The sequence below is a fragment of the Nonlabens agnitus genome (assembly GCF_002994045.1).
Lineage (GTDB): Bacteria > Bacteroidota > Bacteroidia > Flavobacteriales > Flavobacteriaceae > Nonlabens > Nonlabens agnitus.
Map to the genome: position 1 here is coordinate 2,927,386 of NZ_MQUC01000003.1, position 19,227 is coordinate 2,946,612.

The window sequence follows — 19,227 nt, forward strand, 5'->3', positions numbered from 1 at the left end:
ATGGCAAGAATACTGGTGGTTGCTGCCTGTATTGTTGGTGGCTTTTTCTTCATCCAACAGCTTGACAAGCCAGGTTCATGGCAGGCTTTTGCTGCGCTTGCAGGATTTCTCATATTCATAGGATTTGCCGTGCTAGTGATCAAAAAGACAAAGTAGCTTACTTGACCCAAGCTACATCTTTCAAAATGAGGTTATTATTAAATTGATGCGCTAGCCTATTGCTAGCAAGTTACAGCCGCGAATGTCAGAATTGTCGAATCGGCCCAAAACTTCAAAAGTTCCATCTGCATACGTTTTGCAAAGGTCTTGAGTGGCGATGAAAGAGCAGGATTCAATATTTGCTAGGTCGATGACGTTGAGTCCGCCAGTTTTTCCATGAGCGATGCTGCTCAAGGGATCATTGGTGTCTCTTGCACTTACTTGCATCCATGGTGGTAGTTTGAAGTGGATGCCGTCTGGAGCGTAGGCTTGGGATAGCAATTCCGTCATGCCGTATTCACTATGAATTTGCGCTTTTGGGAAAGCGCTGCTTAGAATTTTATGCAATTCTGGTTTGACGATTTCTTTTCGCATTCCCTTCATGCCGCCAGTTTCAATAATGATCGTATTATCAAGGGCCATTGGGAATTGCTCTGCCAGCTGTAAAAGCGCAAAAGTGACTCCTATCAAAATTACCTTGCGATCTAATTGTTGTAATTCTTTGAGGATCACAGATAGATCCTGAAGATTGTTCAGGTAAAAACCACTTTTTGAATTATTAGAATGTTTGATCCATCGATCTACCATATAGACCAATGAAGAACCTGTACGCTCTAGATAATGGGGTAAAAGCGCGAGGATGGTGTATTCCTCAGGATTGCCGTAGAATTTTTTAAAACTATGATCAAGGCTTTGATTGTAGATTTCCAGATTGTGGACTAGGTGCTTTGAAGTTGAGGTTCCTGTGGTGCCGCTACTCGTAAATACTATTTCTGGTTTTTTTTCTGGCTCTGTAGTTATCTTGTGCGTTTTGAAAAAGGAAATAGGCAGGAAAGGAATGTCGCTAACCTGACTAGCCAGTGGTTTCCTTAAAAATGAACAATATTGCTGGTAAGCTGTATTGTGTTCTAGTTGATACTGGTAGATTTCCAAAGCGAGCTGTTCGAACTGAACATTATCTTCAATATCAAAAACGGGAAACCTCACTTGAACTGTTTTGAGTCAAAAGTAAACAAAAAGCGCCGCAGGATATCCTGCGGCGCTCTTGATATAATCTGTTTTAAAGAAACTACTTCACTACTAATTTTCTAGTTTGGGAAGCTTCTCCTTGAGTCAATTTCACAATGTAAAGACCTGTGTTTAGGCCATTGATGTTAACAGAAGTCGTTACTGCTTTTTGGTTCACGACTCTTTGTCCTAATGTGGAGAAGATCTCTACATCTACACTACCACCATTAGTCACACTAATATTCAGCGTTCCAGAAGTTGCTGGATTAGGATACATAGAGAACTGTGGATTTTCAATGCTATCACTGGAGAGAGTAGCATCATTCACTGCTCCCGGAGTTCCCGAATCACCATCGCCGAAGGTTGAAGTAGCGGCAAACCAGTTGCTTGGGTCGTCGTTTGCAGTGGCGTCTAAGCTATTATTAGCAAGTTCCATAGAAATCCCATTAGAATATGGCCAATCTGTGCTATTGTATGCAATCTCATCAATTACAGTGCCTCCACATTCAATAACAATCTCATCGCCACTATTTGCAAGTGCAAATGAATCATAAATATAAAGAGGTGAAAGTCCACCATTTTCGGTAGCACTTCTAGCAAGTAATGCATAACCGTTTGCCCGAACTATTACAGATTCAGTAATAGTGTGAGTATCATCGTCTTGGTCTCTCAGAATCCAAGATTGGATATCAATATCTGTGTCTGTAGTATTATATAATTCTAAAAATTCTCCATTCCCATCGGTCGTTACTCCAGGATTAGGTAGTACCTCTGTGACAATAATACTACCTACCGCAGCACAGGTTGCTGCTGCATTTACACTTCCGTTAGCAGATAAAGTCTGGTTTTCAGCTCCAGTTGACGTTGCTGTTATCGTACCTGTGTAATCTCCAGCAGTCTCACCAGCCCTCAAACGTATAAACACTGTTGTATTTTCAACTGTACCATCTACTGGTGCAATGGAAACCGCGCTTGAAAACGAACCTTCTTCATCTAGGGATACTTCAAACTCGTTATCTACGGCAACCGTTATGCTTTCAGTCAAAAACATACCAGATACTCCAAATGCATCCAATCCAGAAGGACCTGATCCTTCGTTGTAACTTAATCCCTCTACATTACCTGCAAGAGTAATAAATGGATCGTCTGCGGTAACGGTTCCTGCTACGGCAACCGTTTGCGTGGTTGCATTTACAGAACTTACCTCAATAGATTCTGCATAATCACCTGCGGTTAGACCGGCAGGCAATCTTACATATATATCTGTAATAGGAAGTTCACCGTTTGAAGGAAAAGCTACTTCTACACTTTCAGAAAACCCAGCGCCACTCGTTAAGGAAACTTCAAAAACAGTTGAAGAAACAAGAACAGAACCTTCCAGATTCATACCAGAAACCGTGAATTGACCTTCCTGGGATGGACCGTTGTTTTCAAAGTAGTCCAGACCTGTTACCGGTGAACCGTTTACATTAAGAGCAGGTCCTGAAGGGGCAGTGGTTGAATAAGTGCCTGTTTGAGTTACGGTTTGAAGGTTTTGGCCACCACCGTTACAAATACCTTGTGAATCCAGAGCTTGCAAAGTACCGTAAGACCAGTTTCCAGAATTAAAACCAGAGTCAGGACCACTTCCATCAATTCTGTTTGCATAAGTATCTTCATATTCCCACTCAGTCCCTGTACCATCAGTATTATCTGTACCGTATTGATCTACCACTAAACCAGTTGAGATTTCTATGATACGTACACGATCATCGCCATTGAAGTTAGCAGCACCAGATATCAAAGTTGCTTCAGTATCCACGTCAGGATACTCAGCTTGAAAAGTGGTGGCGCTTGCACTATTTGCGATGACGTAAACAAAGTTAGTAGTTCGCGGTTCAGAAAAGGCGAATTCTAATTGGGTATTACTTGCCCATGTAGTATTGCTGTTGCTTTGAATTTCAACTGCATAGAGAGACAGGTCTACCGCTACATCAGCATAAATTTCGAAAAATTTGGGTGTACTTGAACAGCTACCATCTACTATCGTAGTGATAATTGGTTGTTGAGCAAAGGCGATCGCGGCCATAAAGAACATCACGATCAAAGAGTAAGTTTGTTTCATTTGAATATGTTTTTCACAAAAATATGGGGTTCAAATTATTATAGAATGCTGGTTTTTTGGATTTAATGATTAGATAACACTATGTTCGATAAACTACATTGTTAGGCGACGGGATGAGATGTAGGTCGCTTTCGCGAAAGCGATATCATCAAGAATTCCTGGTATAAATTATCAATGTGACACTTAACCATATGCTAACCTAAGTGTTTGTAAAGTTGAGTAACTTAGCCCTTTATTAATCTGATCTATGAAAGAATCCAAAGCAAAAATCCTACTGGTTGATGATGAGCCGGATATCCTGGAAATAGTGAGCTACAACCTCAAAAACGAAGGTTATCAAGTATATACCGCCGAAAATGGTGAGGAAGCCATCAAAAAGGCGAAAAAGAAAAAACCAGACCTTGTGATTCTAGATGTCATGATGCCGGTAATGGATGGTATCGAGGCCTGCGAGAAGATGCGCAAGATGCCAGAGCTGGATAAGACCATTATCACTTTCCTTACCGCAAGAGGCGAGGACTACTCCATGATTGCAGGATTTGACGCAGGTGCAGATGATTATATTACAAAACCTGTAAAACCACGTGTTTTGGTTTCCAAAGTAAAATCCCTACTACGACGCAACGTGGCCGAGAAGGAAACCGAAGACAATGTGAAGAAGCTGGGAGATCTTGTCATTGATCGTGACCAGTATAAAATCTTCTTCAAAAAGGAAGAACTCATATTGCCACGCAAGGAGTTTGAACTTCTTTCCTTACTTACGGGTCAACCGGGAAAGGTCTACACAAGAGAAGAAATTCTGGATGTCGTCTGGGGTAATGAAGTCGTAGTAGGTGGCAGAACTATAGATGTTCATATTAGAAAACTACGTGAAAAACTAGGCGATAAGCGTTTTAAAACCGTCAAAGGAGTAGGCTACAAATATGTCCAGTCCAAATAAGAGCAGCACCAGACCTAGTTATAGATTTGCTTTAAGATCCTCTATTTTCATAGTGCTTATTGTGTTACTAATGATGGTGGCACTTCAGTTATTTGGGGCAACGTTTAAAGTGTGGCACTTTGGTGTGATGCTTCCCGGGATTTTTATTATCTGCTTTCTGGTCATTCAATATCGCGTTCAGAAATTCATCTACCGCCGTATCAAAAAGATTTACGAAGATGTGTCCTTACTGGAGTCTACCAACTTTGCAGATCGTGAAATCGCGACAGACATGCGCACACTTACCAGGCAGGTAGAGCAATTTGCACGCAACAAGAAAATTGAGATTGAAACACTTAAGGTGCGTGAAGCCTATAGGAAGGAATTTCTGGGTAACATCTCACACGAATTAAAAACTCCGCTTTTTACAGTTCAAGGATATATTGATACGCTTATTGAAGGAGCGCATAAGGATAAGGCCATACGCAAGAAATATCTGGCGCGTGCTCAAAAAGGTGTGGAACGTCTTACCTATATCGTCAACGATATGGACATGATCACAAAACTGGAGATAGGTGACATGAACCTTGAAAAAACCGATTTTGATATTGTAGAATTGGTGAGACAGACTTTTGATCAGTTTGAGATGAAAGCCGCAAAGAAGAGCATCTCTCTAGTATTTGACATGGTCTATTCAAAACCTATCATGGTGCATGCAGATCAGGAACGCATCCAGCAGGTCATTTCTAATCTCTTGGTGAATTCCATAAAGTATGGTAAGCCTAATGGAACCACAGAGGTCGCTATTGAAGATCTCATCAACAATAAGATTATCCTAAGAGTTACCGATAACGGCGAGGGAATCGACAAGACCTACATACCACGACTTTTTGAGCGTTTCTTTAGAGTGGACCGCACCGGTTCAAGGCGTGAAGGTGGTTCTGGATTAGGGCTTGCGATCGTGAAGCACATTGTAGAGGCACACCAGGAAAGAATCTACGTGGATAGCGAGTTGGGAATAGGGTCTGAGTTTTCATTTACTTTAGAAAAAGTCAACTCGATCAAAAAGGCTAAAGAAGCAGCATCATCTTGAAGTTTAGCTAAGCCTTCATAATCATTTAGCTGCTCTAGCATTTCTATTTCAAACTCATCTTGTGTGGCAAAAGGAGCAACTCTTTGTAGCTTAAGATGTCTTGCCAGATACTCTTGCTCAAATTGCCCTGGCGTTGGTATTAAAAACGCTTTTTTCTCTAATTCACACAAATCCATAATGCTTGTGTAACCGCTGCGGCATAGAACGACTTTGGACCTTTCTATAGCTTTTTGAAGGCCGCTGGTAGATAGATAATTATAATAGGTGACTTTACCTTTTATTTCTACGCGCTGCTCTGGCTCAATAACACCAGCGACAAACAGGACTTTGCCCTGATAATCTTTTATTTGACGCAACAATTTCTTTTCTAAAATACTGCGTTGAGGTTCTGGACCTGACAAAAGGATGAGCAAATCATAAGTGACCTTGGCATCGTTCGATTTTTTGAATCGGCTTATGGGGCCTAGGTAGACTTTGTGTAATGTAGGGTCTGTGTTTAGAGAAAGTTTTCCAGTCAGGTTAGGTGCCGTTTGATGGTCTGGAATCCAGCAGGCATCAAACTTTTTAATGTAGTGCAAATGCAATTGGGTGCTTAACCACGTGGTACCACCTGACAATACCTGCAGCTGGTGCGACATGACTACACATGGGATGGTTCTTGTATAAAGCCCCAACCTATTGTCACTAATGACACCGTGTAGATCGTGTTCTAAAATAAGGTGTTGCAGTAATTGATGCTCCAACCGTATGGCATTCCAAATTTTAGGCGAGTCTTTGAGCAGTTTGAGCTTGAGGTTTTCGCCTTTTTCTGCATAAGCGACATCATAGGCAGGAAGCTCAACGGCAACCAGATTGGGAAATTCCTTCTTAAGCAGTTCCAGCGCATCACCATCACTGGCAATGATAGGGCGATCACCATTATCCAGCAAGGCTTCTATGATGGGAATACAGCGAGTTGCGTGACCCAAACCCCAATTAAGAGGTGCAACCAAAATGTTTTTGGATATTTGCATGCAGTAAAAATACACCTTGCCTTTGTGCAGTGTGGAAATTGCACTTTATCTAACCTTTAAATAATTGTTGTGGGAAGTAAGAATAAAATGAAGCGTTTTAGGGAGAATGAAACCTTTCCCAATGTGGTCCAGCCTTCTAGAGAACAGATGGTTAACGGATTTGAATGGAAGGGAAAATGGTCTCAGTTCTTCAAGAATGACAACCCCATAACACTAGAATTGGGCTGTGGAAAAGGCGAGTATACCGTGGCGCTGGCCCGCAAGTATCCTGACCGCAACTTTATAGGGATTGATATCAAGGGAGCTCGTTTTTGGCGTGGTGCAAAAACAGCTGTAGAGGAGAAACTAGAAAATGCTGCTTTTTTGAGAACCCAGATTGAGTTGGTGGATCTCGCTTTCGCGAAAGCGGAAATATCAGAAATATGGATCACCTTTCCAGACCCGCAAATAAAATACAAGCGTACCAAACACCGCATGACAAATCCAGAATTTCTCGATCGATACAGGACCATCCTAAAGCCCGATGGCGTCATCCACCTCAAAACCGATTCTGAGTACATGCATGGGTACACACTAGGTTTGCTGGAAGGACTAGGAGAAGAGATTCTTTATGCGCACCATAACATCTATACAAATACCGAGGCACCTGATGAGGTCATAGGAACGCAAACATTCTATGAAAAGCAGTACCTTGAGGCTGGCAAAGCCATAACTTATATGAAGTTCAAGTTGCGTAGATGACCTATTTTTTACACTTATTGTTCGGTTTTACCATAGGGTTCATAGGTGTTATACCACCAGGACTCCTTAATTTGACCGCGGCAAAAATTAGTGTAAAGAGTGGAAAAAGAGCGGCGATTATTTTTGCGATAGGAGCCTCTTCAGTAGTGATCGCGCAAGTTTACATAGGTGTTTTCTTTTCTAAGCTTTTAAGTCTCAATCCAGATGTGTTGTTGATGGTAGAGCGTTTTGCGATCATCATATTCTTTGGTCTTAGCATCTTCTTTTTTATACGCGCACGTCTAGATAGCAAACCAGAATTTAAAACGGTTCACAAGTCAGATTATAAAGTTTTTGGTCAGGGAATTATTCTTTCGGCGCTCAATATATTTCCTATACCATTTTATATAGGATTTAGCTCCTTTCTAGCGAGCAGGAATGCCTTTACTTTTGAATTTCCCATGGCGCATCTCTTTATCATAGGAGCCACAACAGGAACATTTTTAATGCTATGTGCCTATATTAAGTATGTTAAGAGGCTAAAGTTTGACAGCGACACTTTTGCAAGAAAAATCCATTATCTATTGTCGGCATTAACGCTGGCAATTGCTGTTTTTACCTTGATAAGAATTAACTAATGGCGGGAGATTTCTTTGAAAAGGTATACGAAGTTGTCAAACAAATTCCTGCAGGTCGAGTAACTAGTTATGGTGCCATAGCTGCTTATTTAGGAGCGCCGCGCAGTTGTCGTGCGGTAGGTTATGCCATGAATGCTTCACATTCCCAAACAGATGTTCCGGCGCATCGCGTCGTCAATCGCAAAGGTCTATTGACGGGCAAGCACCATTTTCAAGGTTCTAATTTAATGGTGCAGCTTTTGGAGAGTGAAGGCGTTAAGGTAAAGGAAGATCAGGTACAAGATCTTGAATCTATTTTCTGGGACCCTACAGACGAATTGGATCCACTAGAATAGTCACAAAATGAGTCATAAAAAAAAGCCACAGCATTGCTGTGGCTTTTCTATTACTGTGAGTACAGATTAGTTTTCTAATCTCATAATTGCTTTAGCATTTACAAACTCTTTGATACCAAACCCGCCATGCTCACGTCCATATCCAGAACGCTTCACACCACCAAATGGCATATTAGGCTGCGCTAGTCCAAAGGAGTTGATAAATACCATACCTGTATCAAAATGCTTGCTGGCGAGTTCAAAGGCTTTGTCTTCATCTTTAGTGAAGATTCCGCCACCTAAACCAAAACGGCTATCATTGGCAATGCGCATAGCATCTTCAGCATCTTTTGCTTTGATCAATGAAGCAACCGGTCCAAATAGTTCGTCATCATATCCTGGCTGTCCTGGATGAACATTTTCTAGAACGGTAGATGGATAATAAAATCCTTTTCCATCTGGCATCTCACCACCGCATAATACTTTGGCTCCATTAGTGACGCTATTTTTAACCTGCGTATGCAAGTCATCTCTCAAATCTTTACGAGCCATAGGTCCCATGTCAAATTCATCGCTAGTAGGATCTCCATGCTTGATGTCTTTCATCGCCTTTACAAATCCTTTCTTGAATTCTTCATAGACAGCCTCTACCACTACAAATCGTTTTGCTGCGATACATGTTTCACCATTATTATAAATTCTTCCTTTCACGCAAGCTTCCACGGCTACATCAAGGTCTGCATCTTCAAGTACTAAATACGCATCATTTGATCCTAGTTCCAATACCATAGGTTTTAAGGCTTTTCCAGCTTTTTCCCCAATGATTTCTCCCGCAACAGGACTTCCAGTCAAAGTCACACCGCGTACTAGATCGTTGTTGATGACCTTGTCAGACTGGTCATGATTGATGACTAATGTGGTAAATAAGTTTTTAGGTAATCCAGCTTCTTCAAAAATCTCTCTGATTTTCTCACCGCATCCCGTAACTGATTCCGCATGTTTTAGTAGAACTCCATTTCCAGCAGCTAGATTAGCAATTGCATATCTTATAACTTGGTATGCTGGATAATTCCATGGCTGTATTCCATAAATAACACCAATAGGAGAATAGGTGATTAATCCGCGACCACCATTGGGCAACTCACGCTTTTCATCTGCTAATTCTTTAGGGGCAATTTGCGCCGTATGATCACAAATACCGGCACAAAGATCGACTTCAGATTCACTTTGGGACAAAAGTTTTCCCATTTCTGCGGTCATCAGTTGGGAAAGCTCTTTTTTGTGTTCCTTTAATTTTTTACCAATGGCTTTTAATACTTCGCCACGTTCTTCAACGGTTTTGGTTTTCCATTCTAAAAAAGCTTTGTGACATTTTTCAATAGCTCCAGTTAGCTCATGGTCTGTCATGTATGGATAGAAACTTAGCTTTTCTTCCGTAGCTGGATTGATGGTGGTTATTCCTTTATCGCTCATAATAGTTTATCGTTTGATTGTTTACCTTATGAAGGTACAATCCTACTAGAGCACAAGAGTTGTCTTTAAGTCAACCTTATTACGGTTTTATGTTAAGCTTAATACTTTAGCTCACAAATGCGCTATAACCAGTGATCGCTCGACCTACAATTAGGGAATTAATCTCCTTCGTTCCTTCATAGCTGTAGATGGCTTCAGCATCTGCGACAAATCTGGCGACGTTGTGTTCCAATAGGATTCCATTTCCGCCTAAAACTTCACGGGCACGAGATACGATATCTCTAGTGCGCATAGAGCATATTACTTTTGCAAGTGATGCGTGCTCGTCCTTCAAAATTCCTTGATCCTGCATTACACTCAGTCTAAAGCAAAGTGTCTGCATACTGGTGAGATTGGATATCATTTCTACCAGGTGGTTTTGGACCAGTTGGAAGCTTGCGATGGGTCTACCAAATTGCTCTCGCTTCTTAGTGTATTTCAACGCGTTCTCATAGGCGCCACGAGCGCATCCTACTGCTTGCCATGCCACACCAGCACGAGTCATGCGTAATACTTTGGCCGTGTCTTTAAAACTCTCTGCTTGTTGCAGGCGATCACCTTCTGGTATCACGCAATTAGTTAGCGTGATAATCGCATTTTGCACGATGCGTAAGGCCATTTTATCTTCCATTTTTTCTGCATGGAAACCTGGATTGCCCTTACGTATCAAAAATCCTTTTACCTGGTTGGAGTCCACATCTCGTGCCCACAACACAACCACATCTGCAAAAGTGGCGTTACCTATCCACTTCTTTTGACCGTTGAGGATCCAGTTCTCACCATCCCATTTGCAAGTGGTTTCCATACCACCAGCGATGCCGCTACCAGTTTCTGGCTCTGTAAGACCAAAGGCACCGATCTTTTCCATTCGGGCCATTTGAGGCAGCCATTCCTGTTTCTGTTCCTCACTACCACATAAGTAGATGGATCCCATGGCAAGACCGCTATGAACACCAAAGAAGGTCGAAATAGACACATCCACACGTGCGATTTCTTCTGCAATGATACCTTCAGTCACAAAGTCCATTGCGGGACAACCATAACCTTCATAGGCGATACCTGCGATGTTCAGTTTTGCCATTTTAGGAATAAGATCGTGCGGGAAAGCGGCTCTATTCCAGTAATCATTAGCAATAGGCTGCACTTCATCTTCCATAAAATTGCGCACCTTCATTTGCACCTCGCGTTGCTTTTCTGTCAACTCTAGGCTTAGATTGTAAAAATCACCATCAATAGGTGGCAGTTTGTGTTGTCCTTTTTTCTTTTTGGTCGACAGCATTTTCATCAATCCCGCAAGTTGTCGATCATCCAGTTCACCAACTGTATCCATCACTTTTGACAAGTCCACCTTGGCATTGAGCGCCGCGAGTTTCTCTAGGTCAATATTTTTCATCAAATCGATGGTTCCCTTTATTTTACTGAAAATGGACATAGTTCTAATTTTTGTTTCAATTTACTTTAGAGGGCAGCATCGCCGTGTTAATGAAAGCGTAATATTAGGTCGATGCGCTGGTGTCAGTCACTTGTACTTCGTTATCATTAGGCTTGTAGGTAATTTCGCTTTCGCGAAAGCGAAAACATCTTCATCATTACGGTACGGTAATTGACTTTTACCTAGTTAAACCGCTCTTAAACAGTATTTACTTACATTCAAAATCCTATTTTTGAACAATGAAAAACATTACCCTACTACTATTTGCAGTGCTGCTTTTATCCACTCCAGCACTAGCTCAAGAATTTACTAACGACCGTATTGCAGCCATGATAGAAGAGTATCGCGATCTGGATCGTGGTCCCTATAAAAGAATCGAATGGTTTTGTGCAGATGGGACGCGTCGCGACTCTAAGGATCCATGTCCTGACGCCATAGGCGGCGGTATACAGCATGCAAGCTATAAAACCGAAGTGGAACAACTTGCCAAGAGAAACCACATTTATTTTGGAGAGATTCTGGCAGCGGCAGACTTGTGGAGCTTTTGGGATGGTGACAACGACCACTCTAGATTGAAGCAATACCAGCTTAATAATTATCTAGTGGCGGCAGACAATGGTTGGATCCAGGAAAAATCCAGATTTTACCGTGGTGCCAAGCAAATTGAGGACGAAGAGGAATGGGGTCGCAAGTTTTATTATACCGTGCTGGGTGACAATGATTTAATCGATCGTGATTTTTTCCTTTTAAGAGAAAGCCTGCGCGATCTGCCACACGATGGCGATACCAACCTGGCGCAGGAAGTACGTAGCATCAGTAAAACGCTTGCCGAAAAGCATCCCAAATTCATGGATTTGCGCATCAAGATTCATGGCAATCCAGAGGCTAAGGACATTGCCTCCACACGCGAATGGGTTAAAGAGCATAATGATGAGTTGAGCTTTAAGGAGCGTGAAGAATTTGAAAAACTCATTGATGTGATGCAGGAGTTTTTTGTACCGGTGCCAGTAGCTGGTCTAGAAAAAATGGTGGCTGACTGGGATAAAGATTCCTACATAAGACAGCAAGCAATATTGTTTTCTTCTACATATACAAACGACACAGAGCCTTCCATTTTAGTTCCCGCAGCTGCTGGATTGATGTGTGATATCAGAAACAACATAAAGGACGATAAGCGCGGTACACGCAGGACTTCTGCATTGGAACTGAGCTTGAGGTTAGAAGAATTGATTTTTCAAACGGTGCCCAACTGGGAGCCGAATACACTACAGGAACATCTAGACAAGATTTATGCAATCAGCGAGGCTTTAGCCGCTGGTGGTTACGTAGAACAATGGGAATGGGATGCGGTAGAACCTAGGCTTTTCATAACAGAAGGTGAGACCATTAAAACAAGCAAGTTACTGGATTTTATCGCTGCAGCTCGCAGTCAGGTAGAATGGGGAACAGGAATGGTCAATGCCATCTATGGCGATGTGGTGGAAGAATATGTGCAGTTTGAACCTTTGGCTTATGGATTCTATGACGACCGCATACGCAGTTCATTATTACTGCCGTTAGGTGATGCTATTGGCGATTTGGGTGGATTGGTTTCCCGACAAATAGGCTTGACCAGTCAAGTCGAAAAGATAAGTAACCCATCAACGGTTCGCGGTTTGAATGCTGGATATGCTAAAGGAAAACTCGTAGTTGTTGAAGGAAATGCAGAAGGCATGACCGTCGACCCTAATAAGATCTACATTTTTGATAGACCACCTAGTGATTTGAAGCCAGTGGCTGGAATCGCAACCGTCTCAGAAGGTAACTTAGTGTCGCACGTGCAATTATTAGCTAGAAATCTAGGGATTCCTAATGCAGCTATCTCTACAGATAACCTAGCCGACTTGAAAGCATTTAATGGCAAGGAAATATTTTATGCTGTAAGTGGTCGTGGAACGGTAGTGATCAAATCTGCTGAAGAGATGTCTGAAACTGAGAAAGCACTCTTTAGCAATAACAAAAAGGAGAAGAAGACCATTCGCATTCCTGAAGGTAAGTTAAAGTTAGATGGCACTATGCCACTTGATATGAGTAAAGTTTCTAGTGCGGATAGTGGCATATTGAGCGGCCCTAAAGCAGCTAATCTAGGACAACTCAAACAATTATTTCCAGAACATGTGGTCAACGGCATTGTGATTCCTTTTGGTGTCTTTAAGGATCATATGAATCAGCAGATACCTGGTCAAGATCAAACGTATTGGCAATACCTCACTCAAATATTCAACACGGCCAAATCTATGCGTGAAGCAAAAGTTGATGAGGCTGAAGTGATCAAGTATCAACTAGCAGAATTTACAAAGCTAAGAGCCGAGATCAATAGAATGCCAATGAAGCCAGCTTTCATAGGTCAATTGGAGAGTGATTTTAAAACCATTCTTAACGGTAAAATAGGAACTGTTCCTGTGTTTTTGCGCAGTGACACCAATATGGAAGACCTGGAAGAGTTTACAGGTGCTGGATTGAATCTTACCGTTTTCAATGCTGTAGAGCGTGATAAGATCATTCAAGGTATCAGAGACGTCTGGGCATCTCCATATACAGAACGTAGTTTTAAATGGAGACAAGCCTATCTAGAGAATCCAGAAAATGTGTACCCATCGATCCTAATCATACCAACCGTTGATGTGGACTACAGCGGTGTTTTGATCACTAAGGATTTTATCAATAATAGTGATGATAGGGTAACCGTTGCCATGAGTCGTGGTGCTGGTGGTGCAGTAGATGGTCAATCTGCGGAAACCTATCTCATCGATAACGACGGAATGGGCCAACTCATATCACCGGCACGAGAAAACAAGCAGCGTAAATTACCGGTCACTGGCGGTTCTATCATGGAGCATGCAGATTTTAATTCTAGCATATTGACTCCAGAAAACTTAAAGACGATTAAAAGATTTGCAGAAGAAGCTCATAAAACCATGCCTGGTTCCAAGAACGGTAGTTATACTGGAGCTTGGGATATTGAATTAGGCTTTAAGGATGGTAAGTTGTATCTCTTCCAGATCAGACCGTTTGTAGAAAACAATCAAGCAAAAAACTCAGAATATCTATCATCGATAGACAGTGATGTAAATCTAAACACAGAGCTGTATCTCAATAAAAATATAAGAAATTGAAAAAGCATTATTACATCACATCTATTTTGATCATTGCCGTAATCACTATGGCAATCTATCCCATAGATGGATATGAAAGAACAAGAATAAAACGCCTCAAGCGATTGGAAAAAACACTTGATAGCACCATAACGGAATATTATCTAAAACCAGGTTCCTTCAAAAAAACAGATGAAATCAATCTATGGTTGTGCGAGGACACCGTCGCGACGGACAGTATCATGATCGTCGACGAGGACTTTCAAAACAAAATGACTCGACTCTTTCCCAGACGCGGTGGATATGCGATTACCGTATTGGATATTACAGATCCTGAGAACATGCGTTATGCAGAGATGAACGAGAACAGTGGCTTCCAGCCAGGTAGTGTAGGTAAACTAGCGGTAGCGACTGCTTTCTTCACACAATTGGCAGCTCTGTGTCCAGACGACTTTGAAGTACGCACAAAACTGATGCGTGAGAAAGTGGTACGCTCTGGAATTTGGGGAGTTGGTGATCACCATACCGTTCCTATTTACAATATCGAAAAAGATAAGTTAGTCAAAAGACAAGTTATTGCCAGTGATGAATTTAGCTTGTATGAATGGGTAGACCATATGTTAAGCGTGAGTAATAATGGAGCAGCCAGCATAGTCTGGAGAGAGGCCTTGTTGATGAAGCTATTTGGGGATGAGTACTTTGATCTCACTCAAGAAGAGGCCGATGAGTACTGGGAAACTGCAGATAAGAAAATGTTGAGCGAGGTTGCTACAGAGTTGGTCAATCAACCCTTACGTGATTTAGGCATCACTCATGATGAATGGAGATTGGGTAGTTTCTTCACTAATGGTCCTGACCGTATTGCTAGAGCAACTGGAGGAAGCATAGGAACACCTGCGGGATTGATGAAATGGTTCATCAAGCTGGAACAAGGTCAAATTGTAGATCGTCAATCCAGTCTTGAATTGAAAAGATTGATGTACATGACAGACCGCCGTATAAGATATGCGTACAGTTCACGGTTAAACGATGCTTCTGTATATTTTAAATCAGGAAGCTATTACAGCGGTGGTGGTGTAAAATATGCAGGGACAAAGTTCAATTATATGAATAGTGTTATCATGGTAGAACATCCAGATGGAACGAATTACATTGTTTGTTTGATGTCAAATATCTTGGGTAAGAACTCTGCTGGAGACCACATGTATTTAGCAAGTGCTATCGATAAAGCTATCCGCTCAGAAGATTAAATAAGGATTACGCAATATTTCTAATGTTGCGTATTTTCAAATAGGCCTCACTAGCTGCAGCAGCAACTATGGGGTCTTTTTTTGTTGTGGCTCTAACCAGTAAAGGCATGAAATCTTCGTTTCCTGAATCTACTATGACTTGAATGACAAGTTTGTTGAGAGCGCGATCCTGTAGCTCTAGTAATTGTAGATAACATTGCTTTTCAGTAGGCAAATGAATGCGGTCATTTATCTCTGATAGGTTTGCATCATGGCTGCTTATGGAAGATTCAATGATAGGAAACAGCTGGGTTTTGAAATTACGTGAAATAAGCCCTTCTAGAAATTCCATGGTGGCTCTACGAGTTTCCTTTTTTTCACTTTGTAGTCCACGATAGGCGATAAAAACATCCCTAGAATTAAAATGTAGCGCCAGGATATTAAAGATTCTCTTCAAGTTATTGTCTAGCGCCTTGCGCAATCCTATTATGAGTTCTTTTCTGGAACCTGTCTCATGGATGTCAATCACCCTTTCTGGATGTAAGTTGGATCGTTCTACAATGCGCTGGCAGTAATAGCAGGCTTCTAAGAGACGATATTGTTCACATTCAGACCTAATGATTTTAAAATACACGCGTTGCGGAATGTGAAGGTCACCTTGGACCTTTTTGAAAACCGAAAGCTCGTTGGTGATCCTCGTACGCAATTTCAGGCTGCCTTCCTGACTCAGGCTCAAGAGAGCTCGCACTGCCTTGGTAGTTCCTAGTTCTAAAAGAATGTCTGGCAAATATTTCTTAACGGCTTTGGGAGCCACTGGATCCTTGTAACGCTTTATCAAATATGTAATAATGCTATTTCCATAATTGGAGATGGCTATAATGGCGCTTTCGCGAAAGCGTGCATCATCCAACTCATTGATCAACAACGGCAAAAAGTTTTCATGAGCGGTATTTCCTGCTGCAAGTATGGCTGCAGTGCGCAACTCGTGATCTGGATTTTCAAAATACCTAAGGATAAAGCGGTGTCTGTTTTCACCTTTTGCATACCCTATAGCCTTGACCAGTTCGATGACCTCTTCTTTCCTGAAGTTTCCTTCATTGCGGTCCAGTTCGTCCAAAAATAGATTGATACGCAGGTCTAGGTTATATTTTGCGGCCAGTTTGGGATTGTCTTCGGTTTCCTGAGCAAGACATAATAATGCTGCACTAGAAATGTAGTCGCTCTCGTGATCCAGGTAATTCTCAAAAAACTGCTCTGGGAATTTAGTGTCCTGGCTCATTAGGTATTGCATCGCCGCTAGGACGACCTCGTCATTTTCAGTATAAATCAGGTCATGAACTTTACCTACGGGATGGCCTCGATCAACATACTTCAAGTTAGCAATCGCACTGGCCACCACGTGTGGATCTGAATGTTCCAAAAGGTTGATGATAGGGGCTTTGAGAGATCGATGTGCCAGTTCTGGGACGCGATCCAGCATGTATAGAATATCTTTGGACCCACCAGATTCAAAAACTACTTTCATGTTGTTTCGTATCAAACTGTTCGAGCGTTTCTCGAGTTTGATCTGTTCCCTGCTCACGATCATTTCCTTAAAGGTGCCAAAGTACGCATCACGTACCTTCATGATCATGACCACCCATGCAACCACTAATACCAGAATAAGTATGGTGATAAAAACAGGCGACAGATCAAACGCCCTTACGATGAATATCAGGATTAAACCTGCTAGCCCAGTGGCAACGCTATCCACAACGACATCGATAAAGGTTTTGGTTTTGTTTTTTACATCGCTAGGAATAGGTAGTGCGAGTAGTTCTACCGCGCTTTTGTGAAGGGACTGTTTCAAGCTACCATCCAGGCCTTTAAGAACAATCACTACCCATAATTCTGGTATGAACAATAAGATGACGCAACAAAATACGATTCCTATAGGAAGTGCGGCAAGACCAGTACTTACGCCACTTTTTGATAAAATGTGTCTGGTAATAAATAGCTGGATAACCAGAGAAACAATGTTGAATGTAGAAAACCAAAATCCAAAAAAGGAAGCTAATTCTTGCGAGTCTGGAATGTTGCGCGAAGAGATGTAGCTAAATTGATAGTCCACAAGCTTTGCCACCAGAACGCCTATCCCAATGACTGCTGCCAGAGCAGACAGGTGTTTTGAGTTAAATATAAGTTTGACACTGCTCTCGCTAGAAACTGTCGCACGTTCCTTACGTTTAAAAGAACTCAACTTATCAACGCGGTTGCGCCAGATGGAATTCATCACAAAGATGCAGCCCATGATCATGAAACTTGCCAGTATCAATAGCGCGCCATTCCCTACATGTTCTGCCAGTAGGGACGTGAGATAACCACCTACAATACCACCAGCGATACCACCAGCACCTATGAAACCAAAAAGTCGCTTTGCTTCTCTAACATTGAAGACAACGTTTGCCATGACCCAAAATTGACTGGTAGCCAATAGGGCAAACAAGGCAACGATCGTATAAAAACAATAGGCTAGAAAACCGTTAAAGTAACCTACAGCGATTAGGACACCCATGATCATAAAGATCACGGTAAACACCATCAATGTGTAGCGTATGAGTGACTTGAGCTTGAACCGCTCTAATGACTTGTTGTAGAGCAATGATCCTGCAACTGCAGCAAGGGCGATGATCACAAAAGCTTCGGCTAGGGCATCTGCGCCCAGTTCAGAAAGGAAAAGTGCGTTAACCGTAGGTTTGACTACGAGTAACGCACTTATAATTAAAAATATGTAGAGTTGCATGAGAAGCGAGATCGAAAGCTCGCCACTCCTTATGTCAAAAACTTTACGTATCCTGTCGGACAACCACTTCATTCTCTTGTTCTAATTCTACAGGCAAGATAACAGATTTGCGTAATGCCAATTCTGCTGGCTGTACTAAATTTCTGATAATTTGTTCACCATTAGGATCTTCAATCAACGCAACAAGAATGTACTTTCTGCCATCTTCTCCCCAAACTAGGATAGAGTCAGAATGCCAGTTTTTCCATGATCCGCTTTTTCTAAAAAGTCGTGCGTCTGGCGCAATACGATCAAGGGTATTTACAAACTTGTGGTGCAATGATGGATTTTCCATAATGTCCAACATTTCCTTGCTTCTGGTTTTGTTGATCAATTGACCGGTAGCCAATTGATAGTAGAATTTTGCTACTGCATCTGTTGTTGCTGCGTGGCTTAAACCTCTTATAGGTTCTGGATTTCTTTTTCCTTGAGCGGCATATCTTTTACCTACCCAAAGACCACCAACACCATCTTTGTCATAAAATGGATTGGAAGGGTCACACATCAAGTCTTCAATCTTTTGAAAACCTACGCGATCAATCATTCTGGTAGATGCCGCGTTGTTTGATTTTGAAATCATCAACCACATGTCATCTCTAACCTTAGGCGTATCTTTTAGTTCACCATTTTCAATCGCGTCCATTGCTGCATATAAAACGGCAATTTTAGGAAGGCTGGCGGCATACATCATGTTGCTACCATTGATACTGGCGTATTTTATATTCTCTGCATCATTAAGATCAACTAGACTTACTGACATCCTTTTTTGCTGGATCAACTTCCTCCAGTCAGGATTTGCCATCAATTGAGCTTTGAGATTGAGTTGTAGGGTAGTGTTTTGAAACGTTTTAACATCTTTATTATTCAATGCTAAGTTTACTAGCGGTGCATCATCGTCTGCTGCACTCATATTCCAAGAAGCTGCTAGGAATAGAAAAATAAGAATTCTGTTTAACATACTGATTTTTAGGGTTTTTCGATTCATGTTAAAAGATTCATAAACCATGCCGAATGTATTTAATGATATGGTTTTAAAACGTTAAAAACCAACATTTAACACTTTTTATCCTTAGGCCATGATTTGAACCATCC

The 19,227-nt window shown here is 41.7% G+C and carries 15 protein-coding genes; 8 read left to right on the forward strand and 7 right to left on the reverse strand.

The genetic code is table 11. The features are described 5' to 3' along the window. Complete coding sequence (locus BST86_RS14935) at positions 1-156, forward strand: hypothetical protein (RefSeq protein WP_172443356.1); 156 nt, start codon at positions 1-3, stop codon at positions 154-156. A 54-nt stretch (positions 157-210) separates the two neighbouring features. Here BST86_RS14935 and BST86_RS13460 read toward each other — a convergent pair whose 3' ends face one another. Together BST86_RS13460 and BST86_RS13465 are read right to left on the reverse strand one after the other, a co-directional pair. After that, entirely contained in the window at positions 211-1,185 is a 975-nt protein-coding gene (locus BST86_RS13460; protein WP_105983694.1) for a LuxE/PaaK family acyltransferase, read from the reverse strand. A gap of 82 nt (positions 1,186-1,267) precedes the next feature. Continuing rightward, entirely contained in the window at positions 1,268-3,310 is a 2,043-nt protein-coding gene (locus BST86_RS13465; RefSeq protein ID WP_105983695.1) for a lamin tail domain-containing protein, read from the reverse strand. Between the two features lie 247 nt (positions 3,311-3,557). On the opposite strand from BST86_RS13465, the gene BST86_RS13470 reads away from it, so the two are divergent. Together BST86_RS13470 and BST86_RS13475 are read left to right on the forward strand one after the other, a co-directional pair. Further along, positions 3,558-4,250 (forward strand): response regulator transcription factor, encoded by a 693-nt coding sequence (locus tag BST86_RS13470; protein ID WP_055411740.1) that lies wholly within the window; start codon positions 3,558-3,560, stop codon positions 4,248-4,250. A gap of 127 nt (positions 4,251-4,377) precedes the next feature. Next, positions 4,378-5,322: a sensor histidine kinase gene (locus BST86_RS13475; protein ID WP_394340897.1), complete on the forward strand. Its 945-nt coding sequence runs from the start codon at positions 4,378-4,380 to the stop codon at positions 5,320-5,322. On the opposite strand, the gene BST86_RS13480 is transcribed toward BST86_RS13475, so the two are convergent. Continuing rightward, positions 5,226-6,335, reverse strand: a complete 1,110-nt coding sequence (locus tag BST86_RS13480; RefSeq protein WP_105983697.1) for a glycosyltransferase — start codon at positions 6,333-6,335, stop codon at positions 5,226-5,228. The genes BST86_RS13475 and BST86_RS13480 overlap by 97 nt on opposite strands. Positions 6,336-6,404: 69 nt before the next feature. On the opposite strand from BST86_RS13480, the gene trmB reads away from it, so the two are divergent. From trmB to BST86_RS13495, 3 genes are read left to right on the forward strand one after another with little or no spacing between them, the layout of a single operon-like run. Next, positions 6,405-7,076, forward strand: a complete 672-nt coding sequence (gene trmB / locus BST86_RS13485; protein WP_105983698.1) for a tRNA (guanosine(46)-N7)-methyltransferase TrmB — start codon at positions 6,405-6,407, stop codon at positions 7,074-7,076. After that, positions 7,073-7,693, forward strand: coding sequence for a LysE family translocator (locus BST86_RS13490; protein ID WP_105983699.1), 621 nt, complete (start codon positions 7,073-7,075; stop codon positions 7,691-7,693). Before trmB ends, BST86_RS13490 begins: the two co-directional genes overlap by 4 nt. Next, positions 7,693-8,028 carry an MGMT family protein gene (locus BST86_RS13495; protein ID WP_105983700.1) on the forward strand — a complete coding sequence of 112 codons (336 nt, stop codon included), beginning with the start codon at positions 7,693-7,695 and terminating at the stop codon, positions 8,026-8,028. Before BST86_RS13490 ends, BST86_RS13495 begins: the two co-directional genes overlap by 1 nt. Positions 8,029-8,094: 66 nt before the next feature. On the opposite strand, the gene BST86_RS13500 is transcribed toward BST86_RS13495, so the two are convergent. Together BST86_RS13500 and BST86_RS13505 are read right to left on the reverse strand one after the other, a co-directional pair. Then, positions 8,095-9,480, reverse strand: coding sequence for an NAD-dependent succinate-semialdehyde dehydrogenase (locus BST86_RS13500; protein ID WP_105983701.1), 1,386 nt, complete (start codon positions 9,478-9,480; stop codon positions 8,095-8,097). Between the two features lie 106 nt (positions 9,481-9,586). Further along, positions 9,587-10,951 carry an acyl-CoA dehydrogenase family protein gene (locus BST86_RS13505; protein ID WP_105983702.1) on the reverse strand — a complete coding sequence of 455 codons (1,365 nt, stop codon included), beginning with the start codon at positions 10,949-10,951 and terminating at the stop codon, positions 9,587-9,589. A 239-nt stretch (positions 10,952-11,190) separates the two neighbouring features. On the opposite strand from BST86_RS13505, the gene BST86_RS13510 reads away from it, so the two are divergent. Both BST86_RS13510 and BST86_RS13515 read left to right on the forward strand, forming a co-directional pair. Beyond that, positions 11,191-14,106, forward strand: coding sequence for a PEP/pyruvate-binding domain-containing protein (locus tag BST86_RS13510; protein ID WP_105983703.1), 2,916 nt, complete (start codon positions 11,191-11,193; stop codon positions 14,104-14,106). Continuing rightward, positions 14,103-15,335, forward strand: coding sequence for a serine hydrolase (locus BST86_RS13515; protein WP_242446541.1), 1,233 nt, complete (start codon positions 14,103-14,105; stop codon positions 15,333-15,335). The genes BST86_RS13510 and BST86_RS13515 overlap by 4 nt, the downstream gene beginning before the upstream one ends. A gap of 7 nt (positions 15,336-15,342) precedes the next feature. On the opposite strand, the gene BST86_RS13520 is transcribed toward BST86_RS13515, so the two are convergent. Further along, positions 15,343-18,168: an Npt1/Npt2 family nucleotide transporter gene (locus BST86_RS13520; RefSeq protein WP_105983705.1), complete on the reverse strand. Its 2,826-nt coding sequence runs from the start codon at positions 18,166-18,168 to the stop codon at positions 15,343-15,345. Next, positions 18,140-19,093 carry a serine hydrolase gene (locus BST86_RS13525; RefSeq protein ID WP_055413668.1) on the reverse strand — a complete coding sequence of 318 codons (954 nt, stop codon included), beginning with the start codon at positions 19,091-19,093 and terminating at the stop codon, positions 18,140-18,142. Before BST86_RS13525 ends, BST86_RS13520 begins: the two co-directional genes overlap by 29 nt. Positions 19,094-19,227 lie beyond the last annotated feature (134 nt).